At 62.2% G+C, this 25,012-nt stretch carries 20 protein-coding genes and 2 pseudogenes; 12 read left to right on the top strand and 10 right to left on the bottom strand.

What is annotated here, in order from left to right; genetic code table 11:
• Positions 1 to 12: 12 nt before the first annotated feature.
• From acnA to ACZ46Y_RS08090, 5 genes and pseudogenes are all read left to right on the top strand, one after another.
• Complete coding sequence (acnA, locus tag ACZ46Y_RS08110) at positions 13 to 2,838, top strand: aconitate hydratase (protein WP_311957588.1); 2,826 nt, start codon at positions 13 to 15, stop codon at positions 2,836 to 2,838.
• Positions 2,832 to 3,671, top strand: coding sequence for a succinate dehydrogenase iron-sulfur subunit (locus tag ACZ46Y_RS08105; protein WP_311957589.1), 840 nt, complete (start codon positions 2,832 to 2,834; stop codon positions 3,669 to 3,671). The genes acnA and ACZ46Y_RS08105 overlap by 7 nt, the downstream gene beginning before the upstream one ends.
• A 45-nt stretch (positions 3,672 to 3,716) precedes the next feature.
• Positions 3,717 to 4,106, top strand: a complete 390-nt coding sequence (sdhC, locus tag ACZ46Y_RS08100; RefSeq protein WP_311957590.1) for a succinate dehydrogenase, cytochrome b556 subunit — start codon at positions 3,717 to 3,719, stop codon at positions 4,104 to 4,106.
• Between the two features lie 5 nt (positions 4,107 to 4,111).
• Positions 4,112 to 4,510 carry a succinate dehydrogenase, hydrophobic membrane anchor protein gene (sdhD, locus tag ACZ46Y_RS08095; protein WP_311957591.1) on the top strand — a complete coding sequence of 133 codons (399 nt, stop codon included), beginning with the start codon at positions 4,112 to 4,114 and terminating at the stop codon, positions 4,508 to 4,510.
• A 748-nt stretch (positions 4,511 to 5,258) separates the two neighbouring features.
• Positions 5,259 to 5,717 (top strand): annotated as a pseudogene (locus tag ACZ46Y_RS08090) (IS5 family transposase); the annotation flags it as partial.
• Positions 5,718 to 5,732: 15 nt separating this feature from the next.
• Here ACZ46Y_RS08090 and ACZ46Y_RS08085 read toward each other — a convergent pair.
• Both ACZ46Y_RS08085 and ACZ46Y_RS08080 read right to left on the bottom strand, forming a co-directional pair.
• Positions 5,733 to 6,845, bottom strand: coding sequence for an IS3 family transposase (locus tag ACZ46Y_RS08085; RefSeq protein WP_464380030.1), 1,113 nt, complete (start codon positions 6,843 to 6,845; stop codon positions 5,733 to 5,735).
• A gap of 16 nt (positions 6,846 to 6,861) precedes the next feature.
• Entirely contained in the window at positions 6,862 to 7,245 is a 384-nt protein-coding gene (locus ACZ46Y_RS08080) for a transposase (protein ID WP_311953057.1), read from the bottom strand.
• Between the two features lie 103 nt (positions 7,246 to 7,348).
• Here ACZ46Y_RS08080 and ACZ46Y_RS08075 point away from each other — a divergent pair.
• Positions 7,349 to 7,615 (top strand): annotated as a pseudogene (locus ACZ46Y_RS08075) (transposase); the annotation flags it as partial.
• Between the two features lie 102 nt (positions 7,616 to 7,717).
• Here ACZ46Y_RS08075 and ACZ46Y_RS08070 read toward each other — a convergent pair.
• On the bottom strand, positions 7,718 to 8,032 hold the full coding sequence (locus ACZ46Y_RS08070; RefSeq protein WP_110651700.1) for an ArsR/SmtB family transcription factor: 315 nt from the start codon (positions 8,030 to 8,032) through the stop codon (positions 7,718 to 7,720).
• A gap of 111 nt (positions 8,033 to 8,143) precedes the next feature.
• On the opposite strand from ACZ46Y_RS08070, the gene ACZ46Y_RS08065 reads away from it, so the two are divergent.
• Positions 8,144 to 9,175 carry a permease gene (locus tag ACZ46Y_RS08065; RefSeq protein WP_311953054.1) on the top strand — a complete coding sequence of 344 codons (1,032 nt, stop codon included), beginning with the start codon at positions 8,144 to 8,146 and terminating at the stop codon, positions 9,173 to 9,175.
• 12 nt (positions 9,176 to 9,187) lie between these two features.
• A complete protein-coding gene (locus ACZ46Y_RS08060) occupies positions 9,188 to 10,465 on the top strand; it encodes an ISL3 family transposase (protein ID WP_311953051.1) in 1,278 nt (425 codons plus the stop codon).
• Positions 10,466 to 10,507: 42 nt separating this feature from the next.
• On the opposite strand, the gene ACZ46Y_RS08055 is transcribed toward ACZ46Y_RS08060, so the two are convergent.
• From ACZ46Y_RS08055 to dctP, 4 genes are read right to left on the bottom strand one after another with little or no spacing between them, the layout of a single operon-like run.
• Positions 10,508 to 11,281: a M15 family metallopeptidase gene (locus ACZ46Y_RS08055; protein ID WP_311953037.1), complete on the bottom strand. Its 774-nt coding sequence runs from the start codon at positions 11,279 to 11,281 to the stop codon at positions 10,508 to 10,510.
• A gap of 4 nt (positions 11,282 to 11,285) precedes the next feature.
• Entirely contained in the window at positions 11,286 to 12,563 is a 1,278-nt protein-coding gene (locus ACZ46Y_RS08050; RefSeq protein WP_311953034.1) for a TRAP transporter large permease, read from the bottom strand.
• Positions 12,560 to 13,084, bottom strand: coding sequence for a TRAP transporter small permease (locus tag ACZ46Y_RS08045; RefSeq protein WP_311953032.1), 525 nt, complete (start codon positions 13,082 to 13,084; stop codon positions 12,560 to 12,562). Before ACZ46Y_RS08045 ends, ACZ46Y_RS08050 begins: the two co-directional genes overlap by 4 nt.
• Positions 13,081 to 14,115, bottom strand: a complete 1,035-nt coding sequence (dctP, locus tag ACZ46Y_RS08040) for a TRAP transporter substrate-binding protein DctP (RefSeq protein ID WP_376717568.1) — start codon at positions 14,113 to 14,115, stop codon at positions 13,081 to 13,083. Before dctP ends, ACZ46Y_RS08045 begins: the two co-directional genes overlap by 4 nt.
• A 356-nt stretch (positions 14,116 to 14,471) precedes the next feature.
• Between dctP and ACZ46Y_RS08035 the strand changes: the two genes are divergently transcribed.
• The gene (locus ACZ46Y_RS08035) at positions 14,472 to 15,902 is read left to right on the top strand and encodes a sodium/glutamate symporter (RefSeq protein WP_311953029.1); all 1,431 of its coding nucleotides are present in this window, start codon (positions 14,472 to 14,474) and stop codon (positions 15,900 to 15,902) included.
• A gap of 19 nt (positions 15,903 to 15,921) precedes the next feature.
• Here the strand turns inward: ACZ46Y_RS08035 and ppnN are convergent, their stop codons facing one another.
• The gene (ppnN, locus tag ACZ46Y_RS08030; protein WP_311953026.1) at positions 15,922 to 17,304 is read right to left on the bottom strand and encodes a nucleotide 5'-monophosphate nucleosidase PpnN; all 1,383 of its coding nucleotides are present in this window, start codon (positions 17,302 to 17,304) and stop codon (positions 15,922 to 15,924) included.
• Between the two features lie 137 nt (positions 17,305 to 17,441).
• Here ppnN and ACZ46Y_RS08025 point away from each other — a divergent pair, with 137 nt between their 5' ends.
• Complete coding sequence (locus ACZ46Y_RS08025) at positions 17,442 to 18,320, top strand: LysR family transcriptional regulator (protein ID WP_311953023.1); 879 nt, start codon at positions 17,442 to 17,444, stop codon at positions 18,318 to 18,320.
• Positions 18,321 to 18,369: 49 nt separating this feature from the next.
• Here ACZ46Y_RS08025 and gcvP read toward each other — a convergent pair whose 3' ends face one another.
• A complete protein-coding gene (gene gcvP / locus ACZ46Y_RS08020) occupies positions 18,370 to 21,333 on the bottom strand; it encodes an aminomethyl-transferring glycine dehydrogenase (RefSeq protein ID WP_311953021.1) in 2,964 nt (987 codons plus the stop codon).
• Positions 21,334 to 21,472: 139 nt separating this feature from the next.
• Entirely contained in the window at positions 21,473 to 21,859 is a 387-nt protein-coding gene (gene gcvH, locus ACZ46Y_RS08015) for a glycine cleavage system protein GcvH (protein WP_311953018.1), read from the bottom strand.
• 373 nt (positions 21,860 to 22,232) lie between these two features.
• Between gcvH and ACZ46Y_RS08010 the strand changes: the two genes are divergently transcribed.
• Both ACZ46Y_RS08010 and gcvT read left to right on the top strand, forming a co-directional pair.
• Complete coding sequence (locus ACZ46Y_RS08010; RefSeq protein ID WP_311953014.1) at positions 22,233 to 23,639, top strand: alanine/glycine:cation symporter family protein; 1,407 nt, start codon at positions 22,233 to 22,235, stop codon at positions 23,637 to 23,639.
• Between the two features lie 255 nt (positions 23,640 to 23,894).
• Entirely contained in the window at positions 23,895 to 25,007 is a 1,113-nt protein-coding gene (gene gcvT, locus ACZ46Y_RS08005; RefSeq protein WP_311953009.1) for a glycine cleavage system aminomethyltransferase GcvT, read from the top strand.
• Positions 25,008 to 25,012 lie beyond the last annotated feature (5 nt).

Genomic DNA, 25,012 nt, shown 5'->3' with positions numbered 1-25,012 from the left:
GGGGAGTTTTCCATGACGCTTGATAGCTTCAATAGCCGCGACCATCTTACCGTCGATGATCAAACGTACATCGTTTATCGGCTCGACCGGATAGCCGGCGCAAAGCGGCTACCTTATAGCCTCAAAGTTCTGCTGGAGAATCTGCTGCGCAACGAGGACGGCGAAAGCGTGACCGCCGACCAGATCCGCGCGCTGGCCGAATGGCAGCCGCAGAGCGTGCAGCCACAGGAAATTCAGTACACGCCGGCGCGGGTATTGATGCAGGATTTTACCGGCGTGCCCTGTATCGTCGACCTGGTCGGCATGCGCGATGCCATTGACGAGCTGGGCGGCGATGCCCGCCGCATCAACCCGCTGATTCCCACGGACCTGGTCATCGACCACTCGGTAATCGTCGACGTTTTCGGGCGGCCCGATGCGTTTCTGACCAACTCCGCAAACGAGTTCGAGCGTAACGCCGAGCGCTACCAGCTGCTGCGCTGGGGGGCTCAGGCGTTTCGCGACTTCAAGGTGGTGCCGCCGGATACCGGCATCTGCCACCAGGTCAACCTGGAGTATCTGGCGCGTGCGGTCTTTACCCGCGAGACCGATGACGGCGTGCTGGCCTATCCCGATACGCTCGTCGGCACCGACTCGCATACGCCCATGATCAACGGCCTGGGCGTGCTTGGCTGGGGCGTGGGCGGCATCGAGGCCGAGGCGGCGATGCTCGGCCAGCCGATCAGCCTGCTGATGCCGGAAGTGGTGGGTTTCAAGCTTACCGGCGAGCTGCCGCCCGGCACGACGGCCACCGATTTGGTGCTGACCGTCGCCGAACTGCTGCGCGCGACCGGCGTGGTCGGCAAGTTCGTCGAGTTTTACGGCCCCGGCGTGGCCAACGTGCCGCTGGCCAACCGCGCGACCATCGGCAACATGAGCCCGGAATACGGCTCGACCTGCGCGATTTTCCCCATCGACGACGAAACCCTGGCCTATCTGCGCCTGACCGGGCGCGACGAGCACCAGATTCGGCTGGTCGAGACCTATGCCAAAGAGCAGGGGCTATGGCACGACCCGGACCATGAGCCCGAGTTTTCGCAGACCGTCGAACTCGATCTGGGGACGGTCGAGCCCTCCATCGCCGGTCCCAAACGGCCGCAGGACCGCGTGCCGCTGCGTCTGGCGCCCCAGGCCGTCGGCGCTCTGCTCGCCGGGCATTCGCAAGCCGAGGCGTTGCAGGTCGGTCTGGATGCGGCCTCGGCGGACTCGTTTCCAGCAAGCGACCCTATAGCGATTGAACGCAGCGATCCGTCCGACGCGCCGCGGCCCATGGCTGACGAAGGCGGCACCTGCGACTGGCCACGCGAGCCGGTCTCGATCACCCTGGATGACGGCAGTGAATGCGAAATCGACAACGGCGCGGTGGTCATCGCCGCGATAACGTCCTGCACCAACACGTCAAACCCGTCGGTGATGATCGGCGCCGCTCTGTTGGCCAGGAACGCGGTCGAGAAGGGGCTGGTGAGCAAACCCTGGGTCAAGACCTCGCTGGCCCCCGGCTCTCGAGTGGTCACCGACTATCTCGAACGCGCGGGGCTGACGCCGTACCTTGAGGCGCTGGGTTTTCATCTGGTCGGCTACGGCTGCACCACCTGTATCGGCAACTCAGGGCCGCTCATCCCCGAAGTCAGCCGGGCGGTCAACGACAACAACCTTACGGTCTGCTCGATGCTGTCGGGAAACCGCAACTTCGAGGGCCGTATCCACCCCGAGTGCAAGATGAACTTTCTGGCTTCGCCGCCGCTGGTGGTCGCCTACGCCCTGGCCGGCAGCCTACACATCAACCTCACGCGCGAGCCGCTGGGTAATGGCGCCGACGGCCAGCCGGTTTACCTGAGCGATATCTGGCCGGAGCCTCGGGAAGTCGAGCACACCATCACCGAGAACCTGCACGCCGACATGTTCACCAAGGGCTATTCCGACGTTTACGCTGGCGACGAGCGCTGGCAGAACATGGCCATTGCCGAAGGCGATACGTTTGAATGGCAGCCGGCATCCACCTATGTGCGCAAGCCGCCGTTTTTCGACGGCATGAATCATGCGCCCGAACCGCTGGCCGATATCAGCGGGGCGCGGGTGCTGGCCAAACTCGGCGACTCGGTGACCACCGACCATATCAGCCCGGCGGGCGCCATTTCGCCGGACTCGCCGGCCGGCCGCTATCTGGCCGAGCACGGCGTCGAGCGCAAGGACTTCAACTCCTACGGCGCGCGCCGCGGCAACCACGAAGTGATGATTCGCGGCACTTTTGCCAATATCCGCCTGCGCAACCTGCTGGCGCCCGGCACCGAAGGCGGCGTCACCCGCGACTTCACCCGGGACGCCGCGCCGGTGACCAGCATCTACGCGGCCGCCGAAAACTACGCCGCCGCCGGTACGCCGCTGGTCATCCTCGCCGGCAAGGAGTACGGCTCGGGCTCCTCCCGGGACTGGGCGGCCAAGGGCACGGCGCTGCTCGGCGTGCGTGCGGTCATCGCCAGCTCCTACGAGCGTATCCACCGCTCCAACCTGATCGGCATGGGGGTGCTGCCGCTGCAGTTCCCCGACGGTGAGAGCGCCGAGTCGCTGGGCCTTACCGGCGAGGAAACCTTTGCCGTTGAAGGCCTTGCCGGCGCCGAAGAGCCGGCCCGTGAGCTGCGCGTGACGGCGACCCACCCCGAAGACCAGACGCAAACCTTTGATGCCACGGTGCGCATCGACACCCCGGCCGAGGCCGGCTACTACCGGCACGGCGGCATTCTGCCGTACGTACTGCGCCAGCTGCTTGATGCCGAACAGGACAGGAGGCCGTCATGCTGATTGCATCGTCCGACGAGCAGCCCCGCCGTAAGCTGCTCAAGCGTTTTCCCGTCCCTTATAACGCCCAGGTGCCCAAGGAATTCCGCATTCAGCCGGGCAAGTCCTGGCCGGTGCCCGACGGGGCCAAGCGTATCAAGCGGCTGAATATCTACCGCTATAACCCGGAGACCGGGGAGCCTCCGCGTATCGATACCTTCGCCATCGACCGGGACAAATGCGGTCCGATGCTGCTGGATGCCCTGATCAAGATCAAGGACGAGATCGATCCCACGCTGACGTTTCGCCGCTCCTGCCGGGAAGGGGTGTGCGGCTCCTGCGCGATGAACATCGACGGCACCAACTGGCTGGCCTGTATTCGCGATCTCGACGAGATTGACGACCCGGCCACTGTCTACCCGCTGAACAACCTGGATATCGTACGCGATCTGGTCGGCGACCAGACCCATGCCTTTGCCCAGTACGCCGCGGTGCAGCCGTGGCTTGAAGCCGAGCCGCCGGCGGACGGCAAGGAGCATTTGCAAACCCCCGAGCAGCGCCGGGAGCTGGACGGCTACTACGAATGTATTTTGTGCTTTTGCTGCACGTCCGGATGCCCGAGCCACTGGTGGAACGGCGACCGTTTTCTCGGCCCGGCGGTGCTGCTGCAGGCGTGGCGCTTTATCGCCGACAGCCGTGACGAGGCCACCGGTAAACGTCTAGACGAGCTTGAAGACCCGTTCCGTCTTTACCGTTGCCACACCATTCTCAACTGTACGCGTACCTGCCCCAAGGGTCTCAACCCGGGCAAGGCGATTGCCGAAATTAAGCACAAGATGATTACCCGGCAAAGCTGAAGAAAAACGTCGAATGGCAAGGTTGGCCATTTAGGGAGGCGAGTCATGGATAACGCACCGCGGCCGCGGTCACCGCACGTTCAGGTCTACCGCCCGCAGCTCACTTCGGTGCTGTCGTTTGGCCACCGGCTGAGCGGGATCTTTCTCAGCCTGGGGGCCGTGCTGCTGGTGGCGTGGCTGCTGGCGGCCGTTACCGGCTCGGCCAGCTTTGGCTATCTCAATGCCGGGCTGGGATCGCTTCCGGGCCTGGCGCTGCTGTTTGTCTGGACGCTGGCGCTGTTTTTCCATCTGTGCAACGGCATCCGCCACCTGTTCTGGGATGCGGTGATCGGCTTTGAGCTGAGAACGATTTACCTGACGGGGTGGATCGTGGTGTTCGCCAGTATCGGACTGACGCTGGTGACCTGGGCTCTGGCCCTCTGGCAAATGGGGTAATCAGGATGGCAAACGACGAAAACCATATAGCCGTGCAGCGGGCCCGCGGGCTGGGGTCGGCCAGAGCCGGCGTCAGCGCCTGGCGCTGGCAGCGAGTCACGGCGGTGGCCCTGGTGCCGCTGGTGATATGGAGCCTGGCTTCGCTGATCGCGGTGGCCGGGGGTGGGCGCGAAGCCGTTGTCGGCTGGCTGGCGCAGCCGGCCGCAGCGATTCCCGCGATCCTGCTGCTCATCGCGCTGTTCTGGCATACGGCGCTGGGCCTGACGGTGGTGGCCGAGGACTATCTGCATCACGGCGGCGTCAGGATGATAGCGGTAGCGCTGATACAGCTTGGCTGCCTGGTACTTGCCGTTGCCGGTGTCGCCGCGGTGATTATGGCCATCGCGACCGGCGCCTCGGGATAGGCTGAGGATAGGCCGGCAAGATAGCTCGGTGCGGTAAAGGCCCCCAGTGGCATGGCGAACGCCCCCTCGGTCATGGCGACGACGGTAGCGGGGAAAGCGCACGCGCTCCCTTGGGTCATGACGAGCACTTCACTTCCCGCGTCGTTGCGAGCGCAGCGAAGCAATCTCGGTTTTTCTTTACCGAGCCACCGCACATACGAGATCGCCACGTCGCTGCGCTCCTCGCGATGACAGCGCTGGGTCATGGCGAGCGAAGCGTGGCCATCTCGGGGTTTCCTGTTAGCGGCACAGTAAAGAGATCGCCACGTCGCTGCGCTCCTCGCGATGACAGCGCTGGGTCATGGCGAGCGAAGCGTGGCCATCTCGGGGTTTCCTGTTAGCGGCACAGTAAAGAGATCGCCACGTCGCTTGCGCTCCTCGCGACGACCGTAGAGGGAAAAGCGCTACCGCACGTACGAGGTTGCCACATCGGTTACATTCGTTTTTTGGGTGCTAGGCTCCTCGCACTGACAGTATCGAAAGTCGGTATTTTATTTTATTTTCAATGGCTTAAGCTATTTTTATAGGGTATCCGGAATTTCTGGTTGATAAAATGCCAAAGATGTAAGGAAGAAAATCTTTCTCAGCGGACTATCTGATTGATCCTCTTCAGCCTAGGGTCTGTTGACGTTTCATGGCAGGGGTATTGGCAGGATAGGGGCAAGCTCGCAGAATAAAGGTTCCTACGCCAACAAACTGCAAGCCTGCCATGCCCCGACAAATGCTCACGGATGAACACTGGTCGAAGCTGAAACTTATCCTGCTTCAACAAGGTATTTATGACAAGGCCGACTTGCGTACCACGGTGGAAGGCATCCTTTATCGGATGCGCACTGGCTGCCCGTGGCGAGACCTACCAGAGGTGTTTGGCCTTTGGAACACGGTCTACAAGCGTTTCAACGCCTGGTCAGCGAGTGGAAAGCTGATGAGGATTTTCAGCTCTCTGGTGGAAGATCCTGATGTTGAGTGGCTGTTCATTGATGGCTCCTACGTCAAGGCTCACCAAGACAGCACTGGAGCTGCCACGGAAGACGCAGAAGCCATTGGCAAAAGTCGTGCAGGCAATACCAGCAAGATCCACTTGGCCGTGGATGCTTATGGGTTGCCGATCGCCTTCAGAATAACCGGGGGTGAAGTGCACGACAGCACGGAAGCCCAGGCATTGATTGACGGTCGGAACCTGTCAACCTGATTCGGACAGATCGTTAAAAATTAACGTCGATTTTGCAGCGGTATGGCTCGCCGCCGACAGTGTCGGGAAGTTCACTACGCTGTACGGCGCTGGGTCGTCATCATCGGGCTGCACCGGATTGATCGAGACACTGGCCGGCGGCATCGCCACCGTCGGGCGTCCTTGGCTAAATCGCTCGGGGTGCGCCTCAAAGCGCTCATCCAGGGCACGCTGGCGTACCTGCGCAATGGTTTGATAACGCCCAGTGAAGACCTGTTCTGGCGTGAAGCCGGCCAGCCCGCTGTGATGGTGCTGCAGGTTGTACCAATCGACATAGGCGCTGTACCACTGCCGGGCGTGCGCGATGCTCTCGAATCGTCCCGGGTAGTCCGGCTGGTACTTGCTGGTCTTGAACTGGCTTTCGCTGAAGGGGTTGTCATTACTGACCCGTGGCCGGCTATGGCTGCACGTCACCCCCAACTCTCCCATGAGGTCCAGGTAGCTGTGCGCGATCATCGGCGAACCCCGGTCCTGGTGGAGCGTCAGCGCTCCATGCGGAATGCCGTAGCGGTCGACCGCTTCCTGAAAGAGCTGCTGGGCCAATGCGGCATTCTCCTTGTGAGAGACCATCCAGGCCACGATGAGGCGGCTGTACAGGTCCAGTACGACGTAGAGGTTGAGATAGACACCACGGCGCTGGGTCGGCAATTTGCTCACATCCCACGTCCAGGCCTCGTTGGCGGCGCATGCCGTGATTCGCGGTATGGCATGGTGCTGAGGCGCACGTTGCGGGCGACGGTCACCGCTCTCCTTGGCTTCACGCAGTTGCCGGTACCAGGTGCTGAGCGAGCCGAGATAGATCCCTTGCTGCAGCAGGTCGTGGTAGATCTCATAGACCGGCTGATCCCGGTAGGCCTCACTATGCGCGATCTCGAGCATTTTTGCTCGCTCCTCGGCCGATAGGGCTCTGGGCTGCGGACAATGCCGACGCGACGTAGATGCCTCTGTGGCGGGCTCGTGGCGCCGTTTTCGCCAGGCATACACCGTGCTGCGGTTGATGCCCAGTGCTCGGCAAGCCATGGCCAACGGGAGATGCGCCGGGCGTTCTTCGAGCACCGTGATCATGGTTCGCTCCCATTGTTCATGCGATCGAGCATCGATAACGCTTTTTTTGGAGCGAGAGGCAGTCTTCGGCGGTCGAGAGCTTCTGCTGAAGACGGGCGTTTTCACGCTCCAGTGCCTCGATACGCTTCTGCTCCGGGGTCTTGCTCGGGGGCGGCCCCGGGGCGGTCTTGTGAAGCTTCTCCACGCCGTTCTCGGCGAGTTCCTTGCGCCATGCGGTCAACTGGCTGCTGTACAGCTTTTCTCGGCGCAACAGTTCTCCGAGCTCGCCATGCCGGCAGGCATCAGCTTCCGCCAGGATGCGCAGCTTGTACTCCGTCGAGAACTGGCGACGTGTGCGCTTCTCCAGCTTGGGATTCGGCGTGACCTGGTGATCGGGCAGCTCGGTTGGCGGTTTAGGCATGATATGGGCTCCTGAACCTCGGGCTCTGAAATCGAGTTTAACTCACTGAGCCGGTGTATGGATTCAGGTTGACACACAGGGCGGTTTGCCGGCAGGTGACGCGCTGGTGGCTGACAAAGGCTATGACAGTGAACGTATCCGTGAGCAGGTCGAAGCCAAAGGAATGGCTGCCGTCATTCCACGCAGGCGTAACTCGAAAAAAGGAAATGCCAATCTGGACAGAGGGTTATATCGCTACCGGCATCTGGTTGAGAATGCCTTTGCTCGATTGAAACCGTATCGCGCCATTGCGACGCGCTACGATAAGCTCAAACGAAATTACGAAAGCATGGTGGCCTTGGCATGCGGCTTTTTATGGCTACCAATGTGAAACGTCAACAGGCCCTACTCTGCTGCCAATTTTCTGTTTCCACCTTCGCCTGAATCTTCATAGCGATGCTGACTAGGGAGGGCAGCGAGAGCTGGGCAAGCGTCAAAGCGGTTCTGGATCATGCGCAATCCGGACACCTGCACAACATTCCTCTTGTAAGAAACCGATCAAATTCTCTAGGTGCCCATACTCGGGTATACAGACAATCGTGCGGCTGTGTTTCTCCTGCCGGATCAGCCCTACCTTGGCCATGCGCGCAAGGTGATGTGATAGCGTCGAAGCAGGAATACCCAGCCCCTTCTGGATATCTCCGACCGAAGCCCCATCATGGCCAGCTTTGACCAGAAAGCGGAACACGGACAGTCGGTGACTATTCCCTAGCTCAGCTAAGCTGGCTGCAACCTTTTCGTGATCCATAGCACACTCCAATAATTCGATATTTCTAGAATTGTAGTTTACAGGTCGAGTAAACGCAATTAGACTGTGTGCATCATTTCGATAAAACTAGAAATATAGGAGTAATATTGAATGTCACCTCAACTGCAAGACGCTCTAAGCATGTTCGCCTTTCTCGCTATCGAGCTATCGGTTTTATTCATTGGCATTAGCTTGCTGGTCGGAGTTCTTCAACGTCACATCCCACCATCCAAGGTGGAAACGTTACTGACTTCCAGTGGGAAGCGAGGCTATTTTCTTGCTGCTGGTTTAGGAGCTATAACGCCCTTCTGTAGTTGCTCGACAATCCCCATGTTGAAAGGGTTGATTCGGGCACGGGCCGGGTTTGGGCCGATGATGGTGTTTCTTTTCTCATCTCCGCTGCTGAATCCTATCGTCGTCGGCCTGCTGGTTGCCACGTTTGGATGGACACTTACTGCTATTTATGTGCTCGCCGCTTTGGTAGTCGCTGTAGGTGCCGGATGGCTGCTTCACACGCTTGGCTTCGAGCGTTATGTGCGCCGGACTGCAACACAAGAGAACGGTGAATGTAGTTCATCAGCAAGTCCGTGCGGTGCTACACCGACCGCATCGAATTGCGGTACTAACAGCTGCGACACCACTCCGAAGACGGCTTCTTGCGGCGCTGATGAGAAGACAGTCTCTACGTCCAGCGGATGCTGTGACATTCAATCTCCTGTCACGGTTAAGAAAAAAGGGAAGTACAGTGGTGTGTGGTGGGAAGCCTGGTCGGACTTTGTCGATGTTTTGCCTTACCTGCTTATCGGTATTGCGATTGGCAGCGTGATCTATGGCTTCATGCCCACTGATTTATTGGAGCAGTATGCAGGCCCACATAACCCCTTCGCCATTCCGGTTGCCGCTGTCATCGGCGTGCCGTTGTATATTCGCGCTGAAGCCGTCATACCACTGGCAGCGGCTCTGATGGCCAAAGGCGTGGGTGCCGGGGCGGTGCTAGCGTTGATCATCGGCAGTGCCGGAGCCAGCCTGACTGAGCTCATTCTGTTGCGCTCTTTGTTCACGCTGAAGCTTTTAGCGGCGTTTTTAGCAGTCATCTTTGCTATGGCGATGATTGCCGGTTACGCCACCTACCTGTTTTTTTGATTAAGGCGGGAGATGATTAATTCGTTAAGCCTTCCTGGGTACCAGTTGGTGGATTCTAAGGAGCAGAATGACGACATACATTTTCGGCTTGAGGCACCTACACCAATAGCCTGCGAGGGGTGCGGCGTGCAGGGTGAATTCGTACGGTTCGGCAAGCGTGATGTTCCCTATCGTGACCTGCCCATCCACGGCAAGCGGATCACCCTCTGGGTAGTTCGTCGCCGGTACACCTGCCGGGCCTGCAAGACCACCTTCAGGCCCCAGCTACCGGAGATGGTGGATGGCTTCCGCATGACGCTGCGGTTGCATGAGTACGTGGAGAAGGAAGCCTTCAATCACCCCTACGCCTACGTGGCTGATACCACGGGCCTGGACGAGAAGACGGTACGTGACATTTTCAACGCCCGCGCCGAATTCCTGGGGCGCTGGCACAGCTTCGAGACGCCTCGCATTCTCGGCATTGACGAGTTGTACCTTAACAAGCGCTACCGCTGTATCCTGACCAACATTGAGGAGAGAACCCTGCTAGACCTGCTGGCCAGTCGCCGTCAGGACGTGGTGACCAACTACTTGATGAAGCTGAAAGACCGGCAGAAGGTCGAGATCGTCAGCATGGACATGTGGAACCCCTACCGGACTGCGGTCAAGACGGTGCTGCCACAGACCCGCATCGTGGTCGATAAGTTCCATGTGGTGCGCATGGCCAATGATGCCTTGGAGAAGGTACGCAAGGGTCTCAGAAAGGAGCTGAAACCTTCCCAGAGCCGAACCCTCAAGGGAGACCGGAAAATCCTGCTGAAACGCGCTCACGAAGTCTCAGACCGAGAGCGACTGATCATGGAGACCTGGACAGGCTCATTTCCGAAACTGCTGGCCGCCTACGAGCATAAGGAACGCTTCTACGGCATCTGGAACGCCACCACACGGCCCCAGGCAGAAGCCGCTCTGGACGAGTGGATAGCCATCATTCCGAAGGGCCAGAAGGAAGTCTGGAGCGATCTGGTCAGGGCTGTGGGCAACTGGCGCGAAGAGATCATGACCTACTTCGAGACGGACATGCCCGTCACCAACGCTTACACGGAGTCCATCAACCGACTGGCCAAGGATAAGAACCGTGAAGGGCGTGGTTACTCCTTTGAGGTGATGCGGGCACGAATGCTCTACACCACGAAGCACAAGAAGAAGGCCCCGACAGCAAAGGTCTCTCCGTTCTACAAGAAAACCATCGGTTACGGACTGCCGGACTTCGCAGAGGAACTCAACTACGGAGTCGATCTATCAACCATCTGAGGGTGGTATCAAGTTGGTGGGATGTATGTGCCCCATCAACCATTAAATCCGTATACCCTTTTTATACTGCTCTTGCCGCAGCGATTGTCGCCAGCGGCTTTCGATGTTTTCAAGCTCTGCCGGGCCGTATACGGCTCGATTCTCACCGCGGTAGTGGGCCCATAGCTGGTCGCCGTAGTCAAAATGCCACCATTCGCTGGGCAGGTTAGTGAAGCCCCGGGCGCGCATGGCGTGGTACAGCAAACGGCGGTTATCCCGAGCCTGGGAGGGCGGCTGGCTTTCCAGCGCTGCGGCGTGGGAGGCGGGCACGGCTTCGTCAAAACGCGTGCCCATGTCCAGCGGCAGGCCGTCAGCGTCGCACAGGGTAACGTCCACCGCGCCGCCGGTCAGGTGGGGGCTTGGCGCCTCAGGCGAGGTGCTGGGCAGCGAGACGAATTCCCGGGTGCGCTTGACCAGCTCCTGTTCGTCGATGCTCGGGTAGGCGTCGCGAATGGCTTCGGACAGCGTTTCGAACAGGTATTGCTGCACTCGCCAGGGCCGCCAGCCATCGAACACCAGCAGCGTCAGCTCTTTGGGCAACGAACGGGCTACGGCCAGCAGGCGACGATACACGCCTTCGCGCAGGTAGCACTCGTTGACCGCCCCGGGAACGCCCATCCGCGCGTAGGCGGGGAATACCCGGACCGGCGGTGGCGCCAGGCTGACGGGCACCAGCCGCTCGGAAGAGCCGGTGATCGGGATCTGGGTCAGCGTCGCCCAGTCGGGCTCGCTCATCGAGGGAATAGGCGTTGTTTGCCAGGTGGCGGGTTCGGTCATGACGTTATCCAAGATGGGCGGGCAGCCACAGGGCCAGCGAGGGGAGCAGGATCAGCGCTATCAGCACGACAACGGCGGTGGCGACAAAGGGCCAGATGGTACGAAAAAGCGCGGTGATCTCAAGCTTGCTCACGGCGGCCGCGACAAACACACAGGCTCCCATGGGCGGGGTTATTAGCGCGATGGTGATGTTCAGGGTAATGATAATCCCCAGATGAACCATATCGATACCGGCGAGCTCGGCAATGGGAACGAAGATCGGCGTGAGCAGCATCAGCGCGGAGACTTCTTCCATGAACATGCCGGTAATGAAGGTGATCAGGCTCAGCAGTAGCAGAATGATCACCGGGCTATCGCTATAGGGCGTGAGCAGCTCGACGAGCTGGCTGGGTACCTGGGCGTAGGACAGCAGCCAGCTAACCGTGCTGGAGGCGGCCATGATGACAAAGATGGCCGCGGTCAGCTTGGTGGTGTCGACTATCGCCTTCCATAGCCCTGCAGGGCTCAGATTACCGGCAACCACGCCGAAAAGCGCTACGTAAAGCGCGGTGAGGGCGCCGGATTCCGTCGGCGTGACCAAGCCCATGACGATGCCGGTCACAATGATAAAGGGCGCAATCAGCGCCGGCAGCGCCCTCAGAAATGCGCCCGTCAGCTCGCCTCGGCTGGGCCAGCTGACGCGCTTGGGCAGCCGGATACGCCAGGCATAGCCGGCGTTCATGGCCATGAACGCAACGCCCAGCAGCAGGCCGGGAATCACGCCGGCAAGAAAAAGATCCCCCACCGACGTATTGGTCAGCGAGGCGTAGAGGATCATGAAGATGCTGGGCGGAATGATGGGGCCGATCAGCGAGCTGCCGGCAGTCAGCCCGGCAGCAAAGGCGGTGGAGTAGCCTTCCTTGCGCATTGCCGGCACCAGCAGCGAGCCCAGCGCCGAGGTGTCGGCCACCGCCGAGCCGTTGACGCCGGCAAAGAACACGCTGGAGACCACGTTGACGTGGCCGATGCCGCCGCGCAAATGGCCGACGAGCAGCCGCGCCAGGGCCATTAACCGGTCGGTCAGTTGGCTTGCGTTCATCAGGTTGCCGGCGAGGATAAAAAGCGGAATGGCCATCAGCGAGAAGGCGTTGATACCGCCGAAAAACTGCTGCGGCATCATCCGCGGAATCATGCTCGGGTCAACAAAGAGAAAGCCGACCCCGGCAGTGGCCAGAAGCGACACGAACAGCGGCAGCCCGAGCAGCACGTGGACCAGGAACACTGCCAGCATGGTCAGCGTCATGGCGCATTCTCCGGGCCGGGGCTGTCCGCGGTGTTGTGCTCCTCGTGGGGAGTTGGCAGCGGCCTGGGGCCGTGGCTGGCGGTGAGGAGAGCCAGCAGGGCAAAGCCCACGGGCAGCGCCATGGCCGGTACGGTGCGGCTGATGCCGAGCCCCTGGCTGGTGAACATCGCTACCGACAGGGCGTAGCGATAGCCGAGCCAGGCGCCGGCCAGGGCGATGGCCAGAGTCAGCAGCCACTGGTACCAGGACAGCAGCCGGCCCAGTCTGCGCGGCAACAGCCGCTCGATGAGCGCCACGCGCATGTGGGTACCTTCAATCCATACCGCTCCCATGGCCAGCATGACCGTGCCAATAATCAGGTAGCGGCCCAGCTCGTCGGTCCAGATCGGCGCGCCGCCGGCGACGTAGCGCGTGAATACGCCGTACAGAATGGCCGCCAGGTTGACGGCCAGCATGCTGCTGGCAAGCCATAGGGAATATTGTCGAATCAGCGCGGCCGGCCTGCGCAGCAAACGAGTCATTGGGTGTTGCTGTCGTCGCCATCGTCAAAGCCTGCATCCTGCAGTGCCATGTCGATGTAGGAGGGCTCAATGTCCTGCTTTTTAAGCCAGTCAAGATAGGCGGGCTGGCCGAGCTCGCGGAAGGCAGCCAGCTGTTCGTCGTCGGGGCGGATCACCTCCATGCCGTTGTCGGCGAGATAGGCAATGCGTTCCTCTACCTTGCTTTCGTTGTAGTCGCGGGCTTTGTCCTTGGCTTCCTCTACGGCTTCCAGGAAGCTATGGCGCAGCGCTTCGTCCCAGCAATCGATCATGGCGGCGTTACCCACCAGGAATTGGTCGGAGTACTGGATGTTGGCGAGCGTCAGGTAGTCCTGCACCTCGTTGAGGCTGCCGAGGATGATGTACATCGGCGGGTTCATCTGGCCATCAGCGACGCCGGTCTTCAGCCCCATGTAGGTATCTGTCCAGGGAATCGGCGTGCCGGAAGCGCCAAAAGCCTCATAGAGCGCCACCTGGCTTGGGTCCATGGCGCGAAAGCGCAGACCCTCGAAGTCGTCCGGCGAGGCGATCGGACGTTTGTTGTTGGTAAACGCCAAAAAGCCGCCTTCTTCGACCACCGCGAGCAGTTCCAGTCCGGTACGCTCGCGCAGGTCCTCTTCTACCTGCTGCCAGTACTCCCCTTCGTCGAAAAAGGTGCGCGCGTCCTCGAAGTCATCGAACAGGAACGGAATGGCGCTGACAAAAATTTCCGGCACCACCGGCGACATGCCGGCAAAGGAGGCAACGTTCAGCGAGGGGCTATTCATCGTCTGCTCCATGCGCTCCTGCTCCTCACCCAGCATGCTGTTGGGGTAGAGCTTCAGCTCGATTTCGCCGTCGGTCTTTTCCTTGACCAGGGTCTGCAGGTTAGCAGCAAACGCATGCACGGCGTTCTTGTCCGGGTCGGGCGCCCCGTTATAGCTCAGGTTGACGGTAGTCGCGGCCTGGGCGGTGGTCAGTAGCGGGCTCAGCAGCATGGCTGCCACCAGGGGCTTGAGGCAAGACGCTTTCATGGGGTAACTCCTGAGGCCGTTATCGTTATTGGATCAGGCAAAGCGGTGAGCGGGACTCTCTTTACTGTAGGCAACCACTGCATCGCGTATATGAGACGTTCGTTGCATATAGGTGGTGCGGCTATGGCGAAAGGGGACGGCGACAGCCGAGCCACAGCGCGCCATTATTAGGCTGCAAGAGGCTGAAAGCGTTGCCATCTTCAATTATCCGGGGCGAAGGACACCGTCAGCGTGGTATTGTGCCCTCCGCTCGGCTTGATAGGAAAAGCGAGCCGTGATTCTGCTAAAGTCGCGATTACCATAGCGCCGGCATCAGCGCGCCACGGCCGGCGGTTTCCAACGTGGAGGGAGAGACGATGAGCGCCGAACAGGTTGGTTTTTCTCTGCTCATGCTGGCGGTGCTGCTGTACGTCGGCAAATGGGTACGCATGCACTGGCGGCCGGCGCAGCAGCTGTTTCTGCCGGCCTCTATACTGGCCGGCGTTGTGGGTCTGCTGCTCGGCCCCGACGTGCTCGGCGCGCTGGCGCGTCTGATCGGCGGTGAGGGGGCGCCGCTTGCCCAGGGCGTGATTCCGGAAACCATGCTCGACACCTGGAGCAAGCTGCCGGGCCTTCTGATCAACGTGGTGTTTGCCACGCTGCTGCTCGGCGTACCGCTGCCCCGCTGGAAGCGGGTATGGAACCTGGCGGGCCCGCAGCTGGCGTTTGGCGTCACCCTGGGCGCCGGCCAGTACGTGATCGGCATCCTGATCACGGCGCTGATCCTGGCGCCGTTCTTTGGCGTGCCGCTGATGGCCGGCGCGCTGATCGAGATCGGCTTTGAAGGCGGCCACGGCACCGCCGCCGGCCTGCAGGAGACCTTCGGCGAGCTGGGCTTTGCCGACGGCGCCGACCTGGCCGTGGGTATGGCCACGGTCGGGGTGATTTCCGGCATCGTGTTTGGCATCGTTCTCATCAACTGGGGCGTACGCCGGGGCAAGAGTGCGGTGCTCGACCAGAGCGTGGGCAGCATCCCTCACGATCAGCGCCGCGGCCTGGTCGCCCATGAAAACCGCCCGGTGTCGGCGGGGAGCATGACCGTGCGCGCCGAGTCCATCGAGCCGCTGACGCTGCATTTCGCCTTTATCGCCATGGCGATCCTTGTCGGCCTGGGTATCCTTGAGGCCATGGCATGGGTTGAAAGCGTGACCTGGGGCGCCGGCGACGACGGCGTCCAATTGCTGGGCGCGGTGCCGCTGTTCCCGCTGGCGATGATCGGCGGGCTTATCGTCCAGCAGCTCCTCACCCGCTTTGACAAGAATAACCTGCTCGACCGCGATCTCATGCTGCGTATCCAGGGCTTTGCGCTGGATATACTCATCGCTGCGGCGATCGCCAGCCTGTCGCTGACCGTGATCGCCGATAATTTCGTGGCCTTCCTGCTGCTGGGCGTGGCCGGTGTTGCCTGGAACATCAGCTTGTTTCTGTGGCTGGCGCCGCGCGTCATCCCCAAATACTGGTTCGAGCGCGGCATCGGCGATATCGGCCAGTCCATGGGCGTGACCGCGACCGGCCTGATCCTGATGAAGATCGCCGACCCGGATAACAGAACGCCGGCCTACGAGGCCTTCGGCTATAAGCAGATGGTATTCGAGCCGTTCTTCGGCGGCGGCTTGATCACCGGTCTTGCGCTGCCCATCATCTACAACTTCGGCCCCTGGCCGCTGTTCGCCGCCATGCTCGCGCTGGTGGTGCTGGGCCTTGCCTCCGGCCTGTTCTACTTCGGGCGGCTGAAGCACGACGACTAGATCACATTACTGACTCAGCCTACTTCAGCACGTAGCAGGGCGTGTAGGGCTGGCCGTCGAGCTTCATGCGGCCCTGGGCGACAAAGGAGGTGAGTAGGGCGTCGAGCTTTTCCATGAGTTCGGGCTCGGCGGAAAGCTCGAAAGGGCCGTGGGCGGCAATGGCGCGGATGCCCTCTTCTTTGACGTTGCCCGCGACGATGCCGGAAAACGCCCGGCGTAAACTGGCGGCAAGCTCGTGGGTGGGCTGCTGGCGGTGAAGCGCCAGGTCTTTCATGGCGGCGTGGGTGGGCTCGAAAGGGGCCTGGAAGTTGCGCGCCACTTTCAGCCGCCAGTTGTAGTGAAAAGCGTCCTGATGGTGGCGGCGGAACTCGGTGATATCGTCGATTCCCTGACGCATCTGCCGGGCGACGTCGGCCGGGCTGCCGGTGAAGATGTGGTAGTGGCGACGCACGTCTTCGCCCAGGGTGTACACCAGAAACTCGTCGATGGTGTTGAAGTAGTCCGCCGAGCTTGCCGGCCCGGTGAGAATCAGCGGGTAGGGGGTATCGGCGTTGTCCGGGTGGAGCAGAATGCCCAGCAGGTAGAGGATCTCCTCGGCGGTACCCACCCCGCCGGGGAAGACGATAATGCCGTGGCCCAGGCGCACAAAGGCTTCCAGGCGCTTTTCGATATCCGGCATTACCACCAGCTCGTTGACGATGGGGTTGGGCGCCTCGGCGGCGATGATGCCGGGCTCGGAAATGCCCAGGTAGCGGCTGTCGCTGCGGCGCTGCTTGGCGTGGGCGAGGTTGGCGCCTTTCATCGGACCTTTCATGGCGCCGGGGCCGCAGCCGGTGCAGATGTCCAGGTCGCGCAGGCCCAGCTGGTAGCCGACGTCCTTGGTGTAATCGTATTCTTCCCGGGAGATGGAATGCCCGCCCCAGCAGACCACCAGACTAGGGTCGCGGTTGGGCTGGAAGGCGCCGGCCTTGCGCAGGATGTGGAAGACGGCGTTGGTGGTGCCTTCGGCGGTGGAAAGGTCGAAGCGGTTGTGCTGCTGTATCTCGTTGTAGACGTAGACGATATCGCGGATCACCGCCGATAGATGCTCGCGGATGCCGCGGATCATGCGGCCGTCAACGAAGGCCTCGGCCGGGGCGTGGGTGAGCTTCAGGCGGATGCCGCGGTCCTGCTGCATCACCTCGATGTCGAAGTCCTTGTAGGCTTCGAGCAGGGCGATGCTGTCGTCGGTGGGCATGCCGCTGTTGAGCACGGCCAGCGAACAGCGGCGCAAGAGGTCGTGCAGCCCGGTTTTCGAGGTGCGCTTCAGCCGGTTGACTTCGTGTTGGGAAAGCACCTCAAGGCTGCCTTCCGGCGAGATGATGCTGGTGATCGTCGGGCGTTGGCTGGGGGCGTGGGTCATCGTGGGAGGCTGTCCGTGCTGACGTAAATGAATGCGCCATAATAGCATGCTGACCCCGCCGTTACAGGGCGGCGTGCCGGCGTGCGCTCGGGATGTGCTGTGCTAAGATGGGCGCTATTTGGGCAAGCCGGACCGTTATGTTCAACGCGCATTATTTCCGCACCTACATCACGCTGGTGGAGACCGGGAGCTTCACGCGGACGGCCAAGCGGCTGGAAATGACCCAGCCCGGGGTCAGCCAGCACATTCGCAAGCTGGAAGACTACCTGAAAAAGCCCCTGCTCGAGCGCCACGGCCGGCGCTTTATCCTCACCGAGCAGGGGCGGCGCACCTACGACTACGCGCTGAAGCTGTTTGCCGAGCACGAGCAGTTTCGCCACGGCCTGGACGACGACTCTCTGGACAGCGGCGAGTGCCGCCTTGCCTCGCCGGGAAGCGTGGGGCTGATGCTTTATCCCTATATTCTCGGCCAGCAGCAGATGCACTCCAACCTGACGGTGAACTACAGCTTTGCCTTTAACCACGAGATCGTCGCCGATCTGATCAGCGGCCGCCACGACGTAGGCATCGTCACCGAGGCGGTGAAGAGCCCCGACCTTGAGTGCACCCTGTGGCACCGGGAGCCGCTGTGCCTGGTAGTGCCGGCGGACTTTGCCGGCAGCACGCTGTCCGATCTCATGGGCATCGGCTTTATCAACTACTACGACGGCATCAACCAGGCAACGGCGCTTTTGCGCAAGAACTACCCCGAGGCGTTTCGCTCGATGACGCACTTTCGCCACCAGGGTTTTACCAACGAGGTGAGCATGGTGCTCGACGCCGTGGCCCGGGGGCTTGGGTTTACCGTGGTGTCGCGGCTGGTGCTGGAAACCTCGCCCTGGCAGCGCCAGGTAAAGGAGCTCGGCCTCGAGCACTCGGTCGACGAGCTATTGTATCGGGTGCATCGCCGCGACGCTGCGCTGCCCCGGCGCTATACCAAGCTGCTCGACGGCTTCAGAGAGCAGCGGCTGGGATAAGCCGGAAAAAAAACGCCCCGCCAGCATCTAGCCGGCGGGGCGTTTTGGGTCAGTCGCGATACTCGTCGATGGGCGGGCAGGAGCAGATCAGCTGGCGGTCGCCCAGCACGTTGTCCACCCGGTTGACGGCGGGCCAGTACTTGGCCGCCTTGACCGCTTCGGTGGGGAAGGCGGCCAGCGCCCGGGAGTAGGGGTGATCCCAGCCGTCATCGGCGAGGTCGGCCATGGTGTGCGGGGCGTGTACCAGGGGGTTGTTGTCCAGCGGCCATTCGCCGCTTTCGACCCGTCCGATTTCTTCGCGGATGGCGATCATGGCGTCGCAGAAGCGGTCGATCTCGTAGCGCGACTCGGACTCCGTGGGTTCGATCATCAGCGTGCCGGGCACCGGGAAGGACATGGTTGGGGCGTGGAAGCCGTAGTCCATCAGGCGCTTGGCCACGTCCTCCTCGCTGATGCCGGAGGCGGCTTTCAGCGGGCGCACGTCAACGATGCACTCGTGGGCCACGGTGCCGTTCTCGCCGCGGTAGAGGACCGGGAAGTGGTCTTCCAGCCGCTTGGCGATGTAGTTGGCGTTGAGGATGGCAAGCTCGGTGGCTTCGCGCAGCCCGCGCGCGCCCATCATCTTGATGTAGGCCCAGGAGATCGGCAGGATCGAGGCGCTGCCGAACGCCGCGGCGGCCACGGCGGTGCTTGCCGGGTCCACGCCGTCAATGGGCGTGACGCAGTGGTTGGCGACATAGGGCGCCAGGTGCGACTTGACGCCGATGGGCCCCATGCCCGGGCCGCCGCCGCCGTGGGGAATGCAGAACGTCTTGTGCAGGTTTAAGTGCGAGACGTCGCCGCCGAAGTCGCCGGGGCGGGAAATGCCGACCTGGGCGTTCATGTTGGCGCCGTCGACGTACACCTGGCCGCCGTTCATGTGGACGACGTCGCACACCGCGCGGACGTGGGTTTCAAACACGCCATGGGTCGACGGATAGGTGAGCATCACCGCGGACAGGCGTTCGCTGTGCTCTTCGGCCTTGGCGGTAAGGTCGTCAAGATCGACGTTGCCTTCGGCGTCGCACTCGGTGACCACCACCTTCATGCCGAGCATCGCCGCCGAGGCGGGGTTGGTGCCGTGGGCGGAGCTGGGGATCAGGCAGACGTCGCGGTGCGCCTGGCCCTGGGCGGCCTGGTAGCGGCGGATGGCCAGCAGTCCGGCGTATTCGCCCTGGGCGCCGGAGTTGGGCTGCATGGAGATGTGATCGTAGCCGGTGATCTCTTCGAGAAACGCCGCCAGCTCGTCGATCATCTGCTGGTAGCCGGTGACCTGCTCCCGGGGGGCGAAGGGGTGCAGGTGGGCAAACGCCGGCCAGGAGATGGGCAGCATCTCGCTGGTGGCGTTGAGCTTCATGGTGCACGAGCCCAGCGGAATCATTGCGTGGGTGAGCGACAGATCCTTGTTTTCCAGCCGCTTGAGGTAGCGCAGCATTTCGGTTTCGCTGCGGTAGCGGCGGAAGGTCGGATGGGTGAGGAAATCGCTTTCGCGCCGGCAGGCGGCGGGAATGGCGCCCTTGCCGGCCTCGATATCGGCGGCGACGGCCTCGTCCAGGGCGCTGATCGAAAGGTCGTGATCGTCACCCAGGATGACGTCCCACAGCAGGGCGACGTCCCGGGCGGTGGAGGTTTCGTCCAGGCTGACGCCGATATCGCCGCCGCCGTTTCCTCCAGCACTGTCCTTGGCAAAGTAGCGCAGGTTGACCCCGGCGCTCAGCGCCCGGCCGTGAACGCTTCCGGCATCCACGCCGGTGAGGCGCAGGGTGTCGAAAAAGCTGTCGTGGGCAAGCGTCACGCCCGCCTGCTTAAGGCCCCGGGCGAGAATCGACGTCAGCCGGTGGACGCGGCCGGCGATTTTCTCAAGGCCTTCGGCGCCGTGATAGACGGCGTAGAAGCCGGCAATGTTGGCAAGCAGCGCCTGGGCGGTGCAGATGTTGGAGGTCGCTTTCTCCCGGCGGATGTGCTGCTCCCGAGTCTGCATGGCCATGCGCAGGGCGGTTTCGCCGCGGCTGTCCTTCGAGACGCCGATGATGCGTCCGGGAATGGAGCGCTTGAGCTTGTCGGTGGTGGCAAAAAACGCCGCGTGGGGGCCGCCAAAGCCCATGGGCACGCCGAAGCGCTGGGCGCTGCCGAGCACGATGTCCGCGCCCAGCGCGCCGGGCTCCTTGAGCAGCACCAGGCTTAGCAGATCGGCGGCCACGCAGGTCATGGTACCGCGCGCGGCGGCGGCCTCGAGCAGCGGGGCGATGTCGCGGACTTCGCCGCCGTTGCCGGGGTACTGCAGCAGAGCGCCGAAGACGTCGTGGTCGGCGACGGTGTCCGCCGGGGCGACGATCAGCTCGAAGCCGAAGCAGTCGGCCCGGGTCCTGAGCACGTCAAGAGTCTGCGGGAAGACGTCATCGGCGACGAAAAAGGCGTTGGACTTGTTCTTCTTGTTGGCGCGTTTGCACAGCGCCATGCCTTCGGCGGCGGCGGTGGCCTCATCCAGCAGCGACGCGTTGGCAAGCGCCATGCCGGTAAGGTCCATGACCGTCTGCTGAAAGTTCAGCAGGCCTTCGAGCCGGCCCTGGGAAATTTCCGGCTGGTAGGGAGTGTAGGCAGTGTACCAGCCGGGGTTTTCCAGCACGTTGCGCTGGATAACCGCGGGCAGGTGGGTGCCGTAGTACCCCTGGCCGATGAAGTTGCGCGCTACGCGGTTCTGGTCGGCGAGCCCGGCGAGGTAGTCCAGGGCCTCGACTTCGCTGCGCGGGTCTTCCATGTCCAGCTCGCGGCCCAGGCGAATGTCGCTTGGCACCGTCTTGTCGATCAGCGCGGCCATGTTGGGCAGGCCAAGGGCGTCGAGCATGGCGCTGGCGTCCTCGGCATCGGGGCCGTTGTGCCGCTGGATAAAGGCGTCGTGGTCGGCCAGTTGCGCCAGGCGGGGGGCCGCCTGGGAGCGCTGTGAATCAGGCCGCGATGCAGAAAACTCGGACATAGGGCATGTTTCCAGAGAAGAGTTCCAGAGAAGGATTCCAGACAAAAAAGAAAAGCCAGACAGGAAGGCGTGCCCGCGCGGTGGCAGGCACGTAGGTACGGGCTGGGCAAGCGTAAAGGCTTTGCCGGTCGTACGGACGCTAGGCGTCGGCTTCGATGCTTGCCTGATAGGCGTCGGCGTCCATCAGGCCTTCGATATCGCCGTCGAGACGGACCTTCATGATCCAGCCGTCCTCGTAGGGCGACTCGTTGACGCTTTCCGGGGCGTCTTCGAGGTCTTCGTTGACCTCGACCACCTCGCCGCTGATCGGCGCGTAAAGGTCGGAGGCGGCCTTGACCGACTCGATCACGCCGAACTCGTCGCCCTTGGCCAGGGTCTGGCCGACTTCGGGCAGCTCGACGAAGACGACGTCGCCAAGGGATTCCTGGGCGTGGTCGGAAATGCCCACGGTGACGGTACCGTCGCCGTTGTCCTGCACCCATTCGTGGCTTTCGGCGTAGTGGATATTAGCGGGAACCTGGCTCATCTGATTTCCTGTTTTTCGTCGTGGGAGTGGTGGTGAGAGTCGTCGTTGGAAACGTCGCGCAGCGTGCGGCTAACAGTGACGCCCATGTTACCGCGTTTGCCGGTGGAAACAAATTGCCGGCAGCCCCTGTAAAAAGGGGAGGTGCTAGCTCGGAATTAGCGGCAATTCCGGCCCATGCGACATAGGTCGAATAGGCGGTAATTCAAGCCGTTATCGTGCATAACAGGACGTGACAACGCCGGCGTAGACACTCAGAATAAGCGCGCGTCGGCGGCGCTTGCCGCCCGTATTTCAACGCCAAATGCTCGTCAATAAAGCCAAAGCCGCCCGGGGCGACCCGGGCGGCGTGCCATCGGGCACTAAGGAGAACAAAATGGAAACGTTGAACAGCCTGTTCCAGGCGATAAACGGGGTCGTATGGGGGCCCTTGATGCTGCTTTTGCTGCTGGGGGTGGGGCTTTACCTCCAGGCGGGGCTCAAGCTGATGCCCATCCGCAAGCTGGGAACCGGCCTTAAGCTGTTGTGGCAGGGGCGGGACGCAAAGTCCACGCCCGGTGGCCGCCAGAAGTCCGAAGACGACGGCGAGATTTCGCCGTTCAACGCGCTGATGACGTCGCTCTCGGCGACCATCGGCACGGGTAACATCGCCGGGGTGGCCACGGCCATCGCGTTGGGCGGCCCCGGGGCGGTGTTCTGGATGTGGATTACCGCGCTGGTGGGCATGGCAACCAAGTTTGCCGAGGCGGTGCTGGCGGTGCGTTTTCGCGAAACCGACAGCACCGGCTACCACGTCGGCGGGCCGATGTTCTACATCAAGAACGGCCTGGGGCGGAAATGGCTATGGCTGGGCGGCGCCTTTGCCTTCTTCGGCGCGGTGGCGGCGTTCGGCATCGGTAACACCGTTCAGTCCAACTCCGTGGCCGACGCCATGAACTCTACCTTTGGCATTCCCGCCTGGCTCACCGGCCTTGTGATCATGGGGCTTTCCGGGGCGGTGATCCTCGGCGGCATCAAGCGGATCGCCAAGGTGGCGGGCAAGCTGGTGCCGATCATGGGGATTGCCTACATCGTCGGCGGTATCGTGGTGCTGGTGATCAACGCCGACCAGCTGCTGGGCACTCTGGGCATGATTTTCTACTACGCCTTCAACCCTCACGCGGCGGTGGGCGGCTTTGCCGGCGCGGCGGTGACCATGGCGATCCGTTTCGGCGTCGCTCGGGGCGTGTTCTCCAACGAGGCGGGGCTGGGTAGCGCACCCATTGCCCACGCCGCGGCCAAGACCAAAAACCCCGTGCGCCAGGGCCTGATCGCGATGCTCGGCACCTTCATCGACACCATCGTAGTGTGCACCATCACCGCGCTGGTGATCCTCACCGCCTCGGTGTGGGAGACCGGCGAAGAGGGCGCCTCGCTCACCGCGATGTCGTTCGATGCCGCTCTGCCGGGCATGGGCAACGAGATCGTTTCCATTGTGCTGGCGGTATTTGCCTTTACCACGATTCTGGGCTGGGCGTTTTACGGCGAGAAGTGCTGCCAGTTCCTGTTCGGCGCGCGCTCGATCCCACTGTACCGGGTGGTCTTTGTGCTGGCCATTCCGCTGGGAGCGGTAGCCAACCTGGGCCTTATCTGGCTGATGGCGGATACCTTCAACGCCATGATGGCGATTCCCAACCTGATCGCGCTGGCGCTGTTGTCGCCGGTGGTGTTCAAGCTGGCGAAAGCCTACTTCAGCGGGGAAGACATAAAGCCCGGTGAAGAGCTGGATCACGACCGCTCGTAATGCCGCGCTATGTCCAGCGGAGCCGGGGACAGGTCGAAGAGGGGGTTCTACGCCACGGATGGCGTAGGGTAGCGTCCAGGGACGGATTTATAGCGCCCCTCGGAGACCTGTTGACGGCTCAACCTGGGTTGGTACGTCAACCAAGGCGCGTGGCAATGTTATGCTGGACGCAGCCTGACGCCGGGGAGCCATCCGAGGGTGGCTCCCCGGCTTTTTTATGCATTACGTTTAACCCCTGCCAGATGAGGAAGCCGCATGAATAATCCCAAACACACGCCGCTGTATGACCTGCACTGCGAGCTGGGGGCGAAAATGGTGCCCTTTGCCGGCTATGAAATGCCGGTGCAGTACCCGCTGGGCGTCAAAAAGGAGCACGAGCACACCCGGGCCCGCTGCGGCCTGTTCGACGTGTCGCACATGGGCCAGTTTACCGTGGCCGGCGACGACGTTGCCGAGGCGCTGGAAACCCTGATGCCGGCGAACCTGGTCGACCTTAAGCCCGGCGCCCAGCGCTACGGCATTTTTACCGGCACCGAGGGCGGCATTCTCGACGATCTGATGCTGGTCAACGCCCGCGATCATTTCTATCTGGTGGTCAACGCCGCGTGCAAGGACCAGGATCTGGCCCACCTGCGCGCCACCCTGGGCGAGACCCACACCATCGAAAGTCTCGACCGCGGCCTGCTGGCGCTCCAGGGCCCCGACGCCAACGCCGTCATGGCGCGGCTGTGCCCGGCGGCCTGCGAGCTGGTGTTCATGCAGCACGCGCGCTTTGATATCGACGGCGAAGACGTGTGGATCAGCCGCTGCGGCTACACCGGCGAAGACGGCTTTGAGCTTTCCATGCGCGCAGAGGCCACCGAGGCCATTGCCCGGCGCCTGCTGGCGGAGCCCGAAGTCGAGGCCATCGGCCTTGGCGCCCGGGATTCGCTGCGTCTGGAAGCCGGCCTGTGCCTCTACGGCCACGATATGACCGCGGAGACCACGCCGGTAGAGGCCGGCCTGATCTGGGCGGTGAGCAAGCCCCGCCGCCACGGCGGCGAGCGCCCGGCCGGCTTTCCCGGGGCGGACGTGATTCTGCATCAGGTGGACGCCAAGGATCACGAACGCAAGCGCGTGGGCCTGGTCGCCGAGGGCAAGGCCCCGGTGCGCGAGGGCGCGGTGCTGGTCGACGACGATGAACGGGAAATCGGCGTGGTGACCTCCGGCGGCTTCGGTCCCAGCGTGGGCAAGCCGGTAGCCATGGGCTACGTCAAGCGCGACTTTGAGGCGCCGGATACCCGGGTGTTTGCCCTGGTGCGCGGCAAAAAGCGCGCCATGACCGTCACCAAAATGCCGTTCGTGGCGCCGGGGCACTATCGTGGCTAACGGTT

This window comes from Halomonas garicola (assembly GCF_055382465.1).
Note: the sequence above shows the minus strand (reverse complement) of the source record. Positions and strands in the feature narration are given on the sequence as shown.

What these genes read in the sequence shown, in the direction of transcription:
- acnA (WP_311957588.1), top strand. Translation starts at nt 13, where the DNA reads ATGACGCTTGATAGCTTCAATAGCCGCGACCATCTTACCGTCGATGAT.
- ACZ46Y_RS08105 (WP_311957589.1), top strand. Translation starts at nt 2,832, where the DNA reads ATGCTGATTGCATCGTCCGACGAGCAGCCCCGCCGTAAGCTGCTCAAG.
- sdhC (WP_311957590.1), top strand. Translation starts at nt 3,717, where the DNA reads ATGGATAACGCACCGCGGCCGCGGTCACCGCACGTTCAGGTCTACCGC.
- sdhD (WP_311957591.1), top strand. Translation starts at nt 4,112, where the DNA reads ATGGCAAACGACGAAAACCATATAGCCGTGCAGCGGGCCCGCGGGCTG.
- ACZ46Y_RS08085 (WP_464380030.1), bottom strand. Translation starts at nt 6,845, where the DNA reads ATGATCACGGTGCTCGAAGAACGCCCGGCGCATCTCCCGTTGGCCATG.
- ACZ46Y_RS08080 (WP_311953057.1), bottom strand. Translation starts at nt 7,245, where the DNA reads ATGCCTAAACCGCCAACCGAGCTGCCCGATCACCAGGTCACGCCGAAT.
- ACZ46Y_RS08070 (WP_110651700.1), bottom strand. Translation starts at nt 8,032, where the DNA reads ATGGATCACGAAAAGGTTGCAGCCAGCTTAGCTGAGCTAGGGAATAGT.
- ACZ46Y_RS08065 (WP_311953054.1), top strand. Translation starts at nt 8,144, where the DNA reads ATGTCACCTCAACTGCAAGACGCTCTAAGCATGTTCGCCTTTCTCGCT.
- ACZ46Y_RS08060 (WP_311953051.1), top strand. Translation starts at nt 9,188, where the DNA reads ATGATTAATTCGTTAAGCCTTCCTGGGTACCAGTTGGTGGATTCTAAG.
- ACZ46Y_RS08055 (WP_311953037.1), bottom strand. Translation starts at nt 11,281, where the DNA reads ATGACCGAACCCGCCACCTGGCAAACAACGCCTATTCCCTCGATGAGC.
- ACZ46Y_RS08050 (WP_311953034.1), bottom strand. Translation starts at nt 12,563, where the DNA reads ATGACGCTGACCATGCTGGCAGTGTTCCTGGTCCACGTGCTGCTCGGG.
- ACZ46Y_RS08045 (WP_311953032.1), bottom strand. Translation starts at nt 13,084, where the DNA reads ATGACTCGTTTGCTGCGCAGGCCGGCCGCGCTGATTCGACAATATTCC.
- dctP (WP_376717568.1), bottom strand. Translation starts at nt 14,115, where the DNA reads ATGAAAGCGTCTTGCCTCAAGCCCCTGGTGGCAGCCATGCTGCTGAGC.
- ACZ46Y_RS08035 (WP_311953029.1), top strand. Translation starts at nt 14,472, where the DNA reads ATGAGCGCCGAACAGGTTGGTTTTTCTCTGCTCATGCTGGCGGTGCTG.
- ppnN (WP_311953026.1), bottom strand. Translation starts at nt 17,304, where the DNA reads ATGACCCACGCCCCCAGCCAACGCCCGACGATCACCAGCATCATCTCG.
- ACZ46Y_RS08025 (WP_311953023.1), top strand. Translation starts at nt 17,442, where the DNA reads ATGTTCAACGCGCATTATTTCCGCACCTACATCACGCTGGTGGAGACC.
- gcvP (WP_311953021.1), bottom strand. Translation starts at nt 21,333, where the DNA reads ATGTCCGAGTTTTCTGCATCGCGGCCTGATTCACAGCGCTCCCAGGCG.
- gcvH (WP_311953018.1), bottom strand. Translation starts at nt 21,859, where the DNA reads ATGAGCCAGGTTCCCGCTAATATCCACTACGCCGAAAGCCACGAATGG.
- ACZ46Y_RS08010 (WP_311953014.1), top strand. Translation starts at nt 22,233, where the DNA reads ATGGAAACGTTGAACAGCCTGTTCCAGGCGATAAACGGGGTCGTATGG.
- gcvT (WP_311953009.1), top strand. Translation starts at nt 23,895, where the DNA reads ATGAATAATCCCAAACACACGCCGCTGTATGACCTGCACTGCGAGCTG.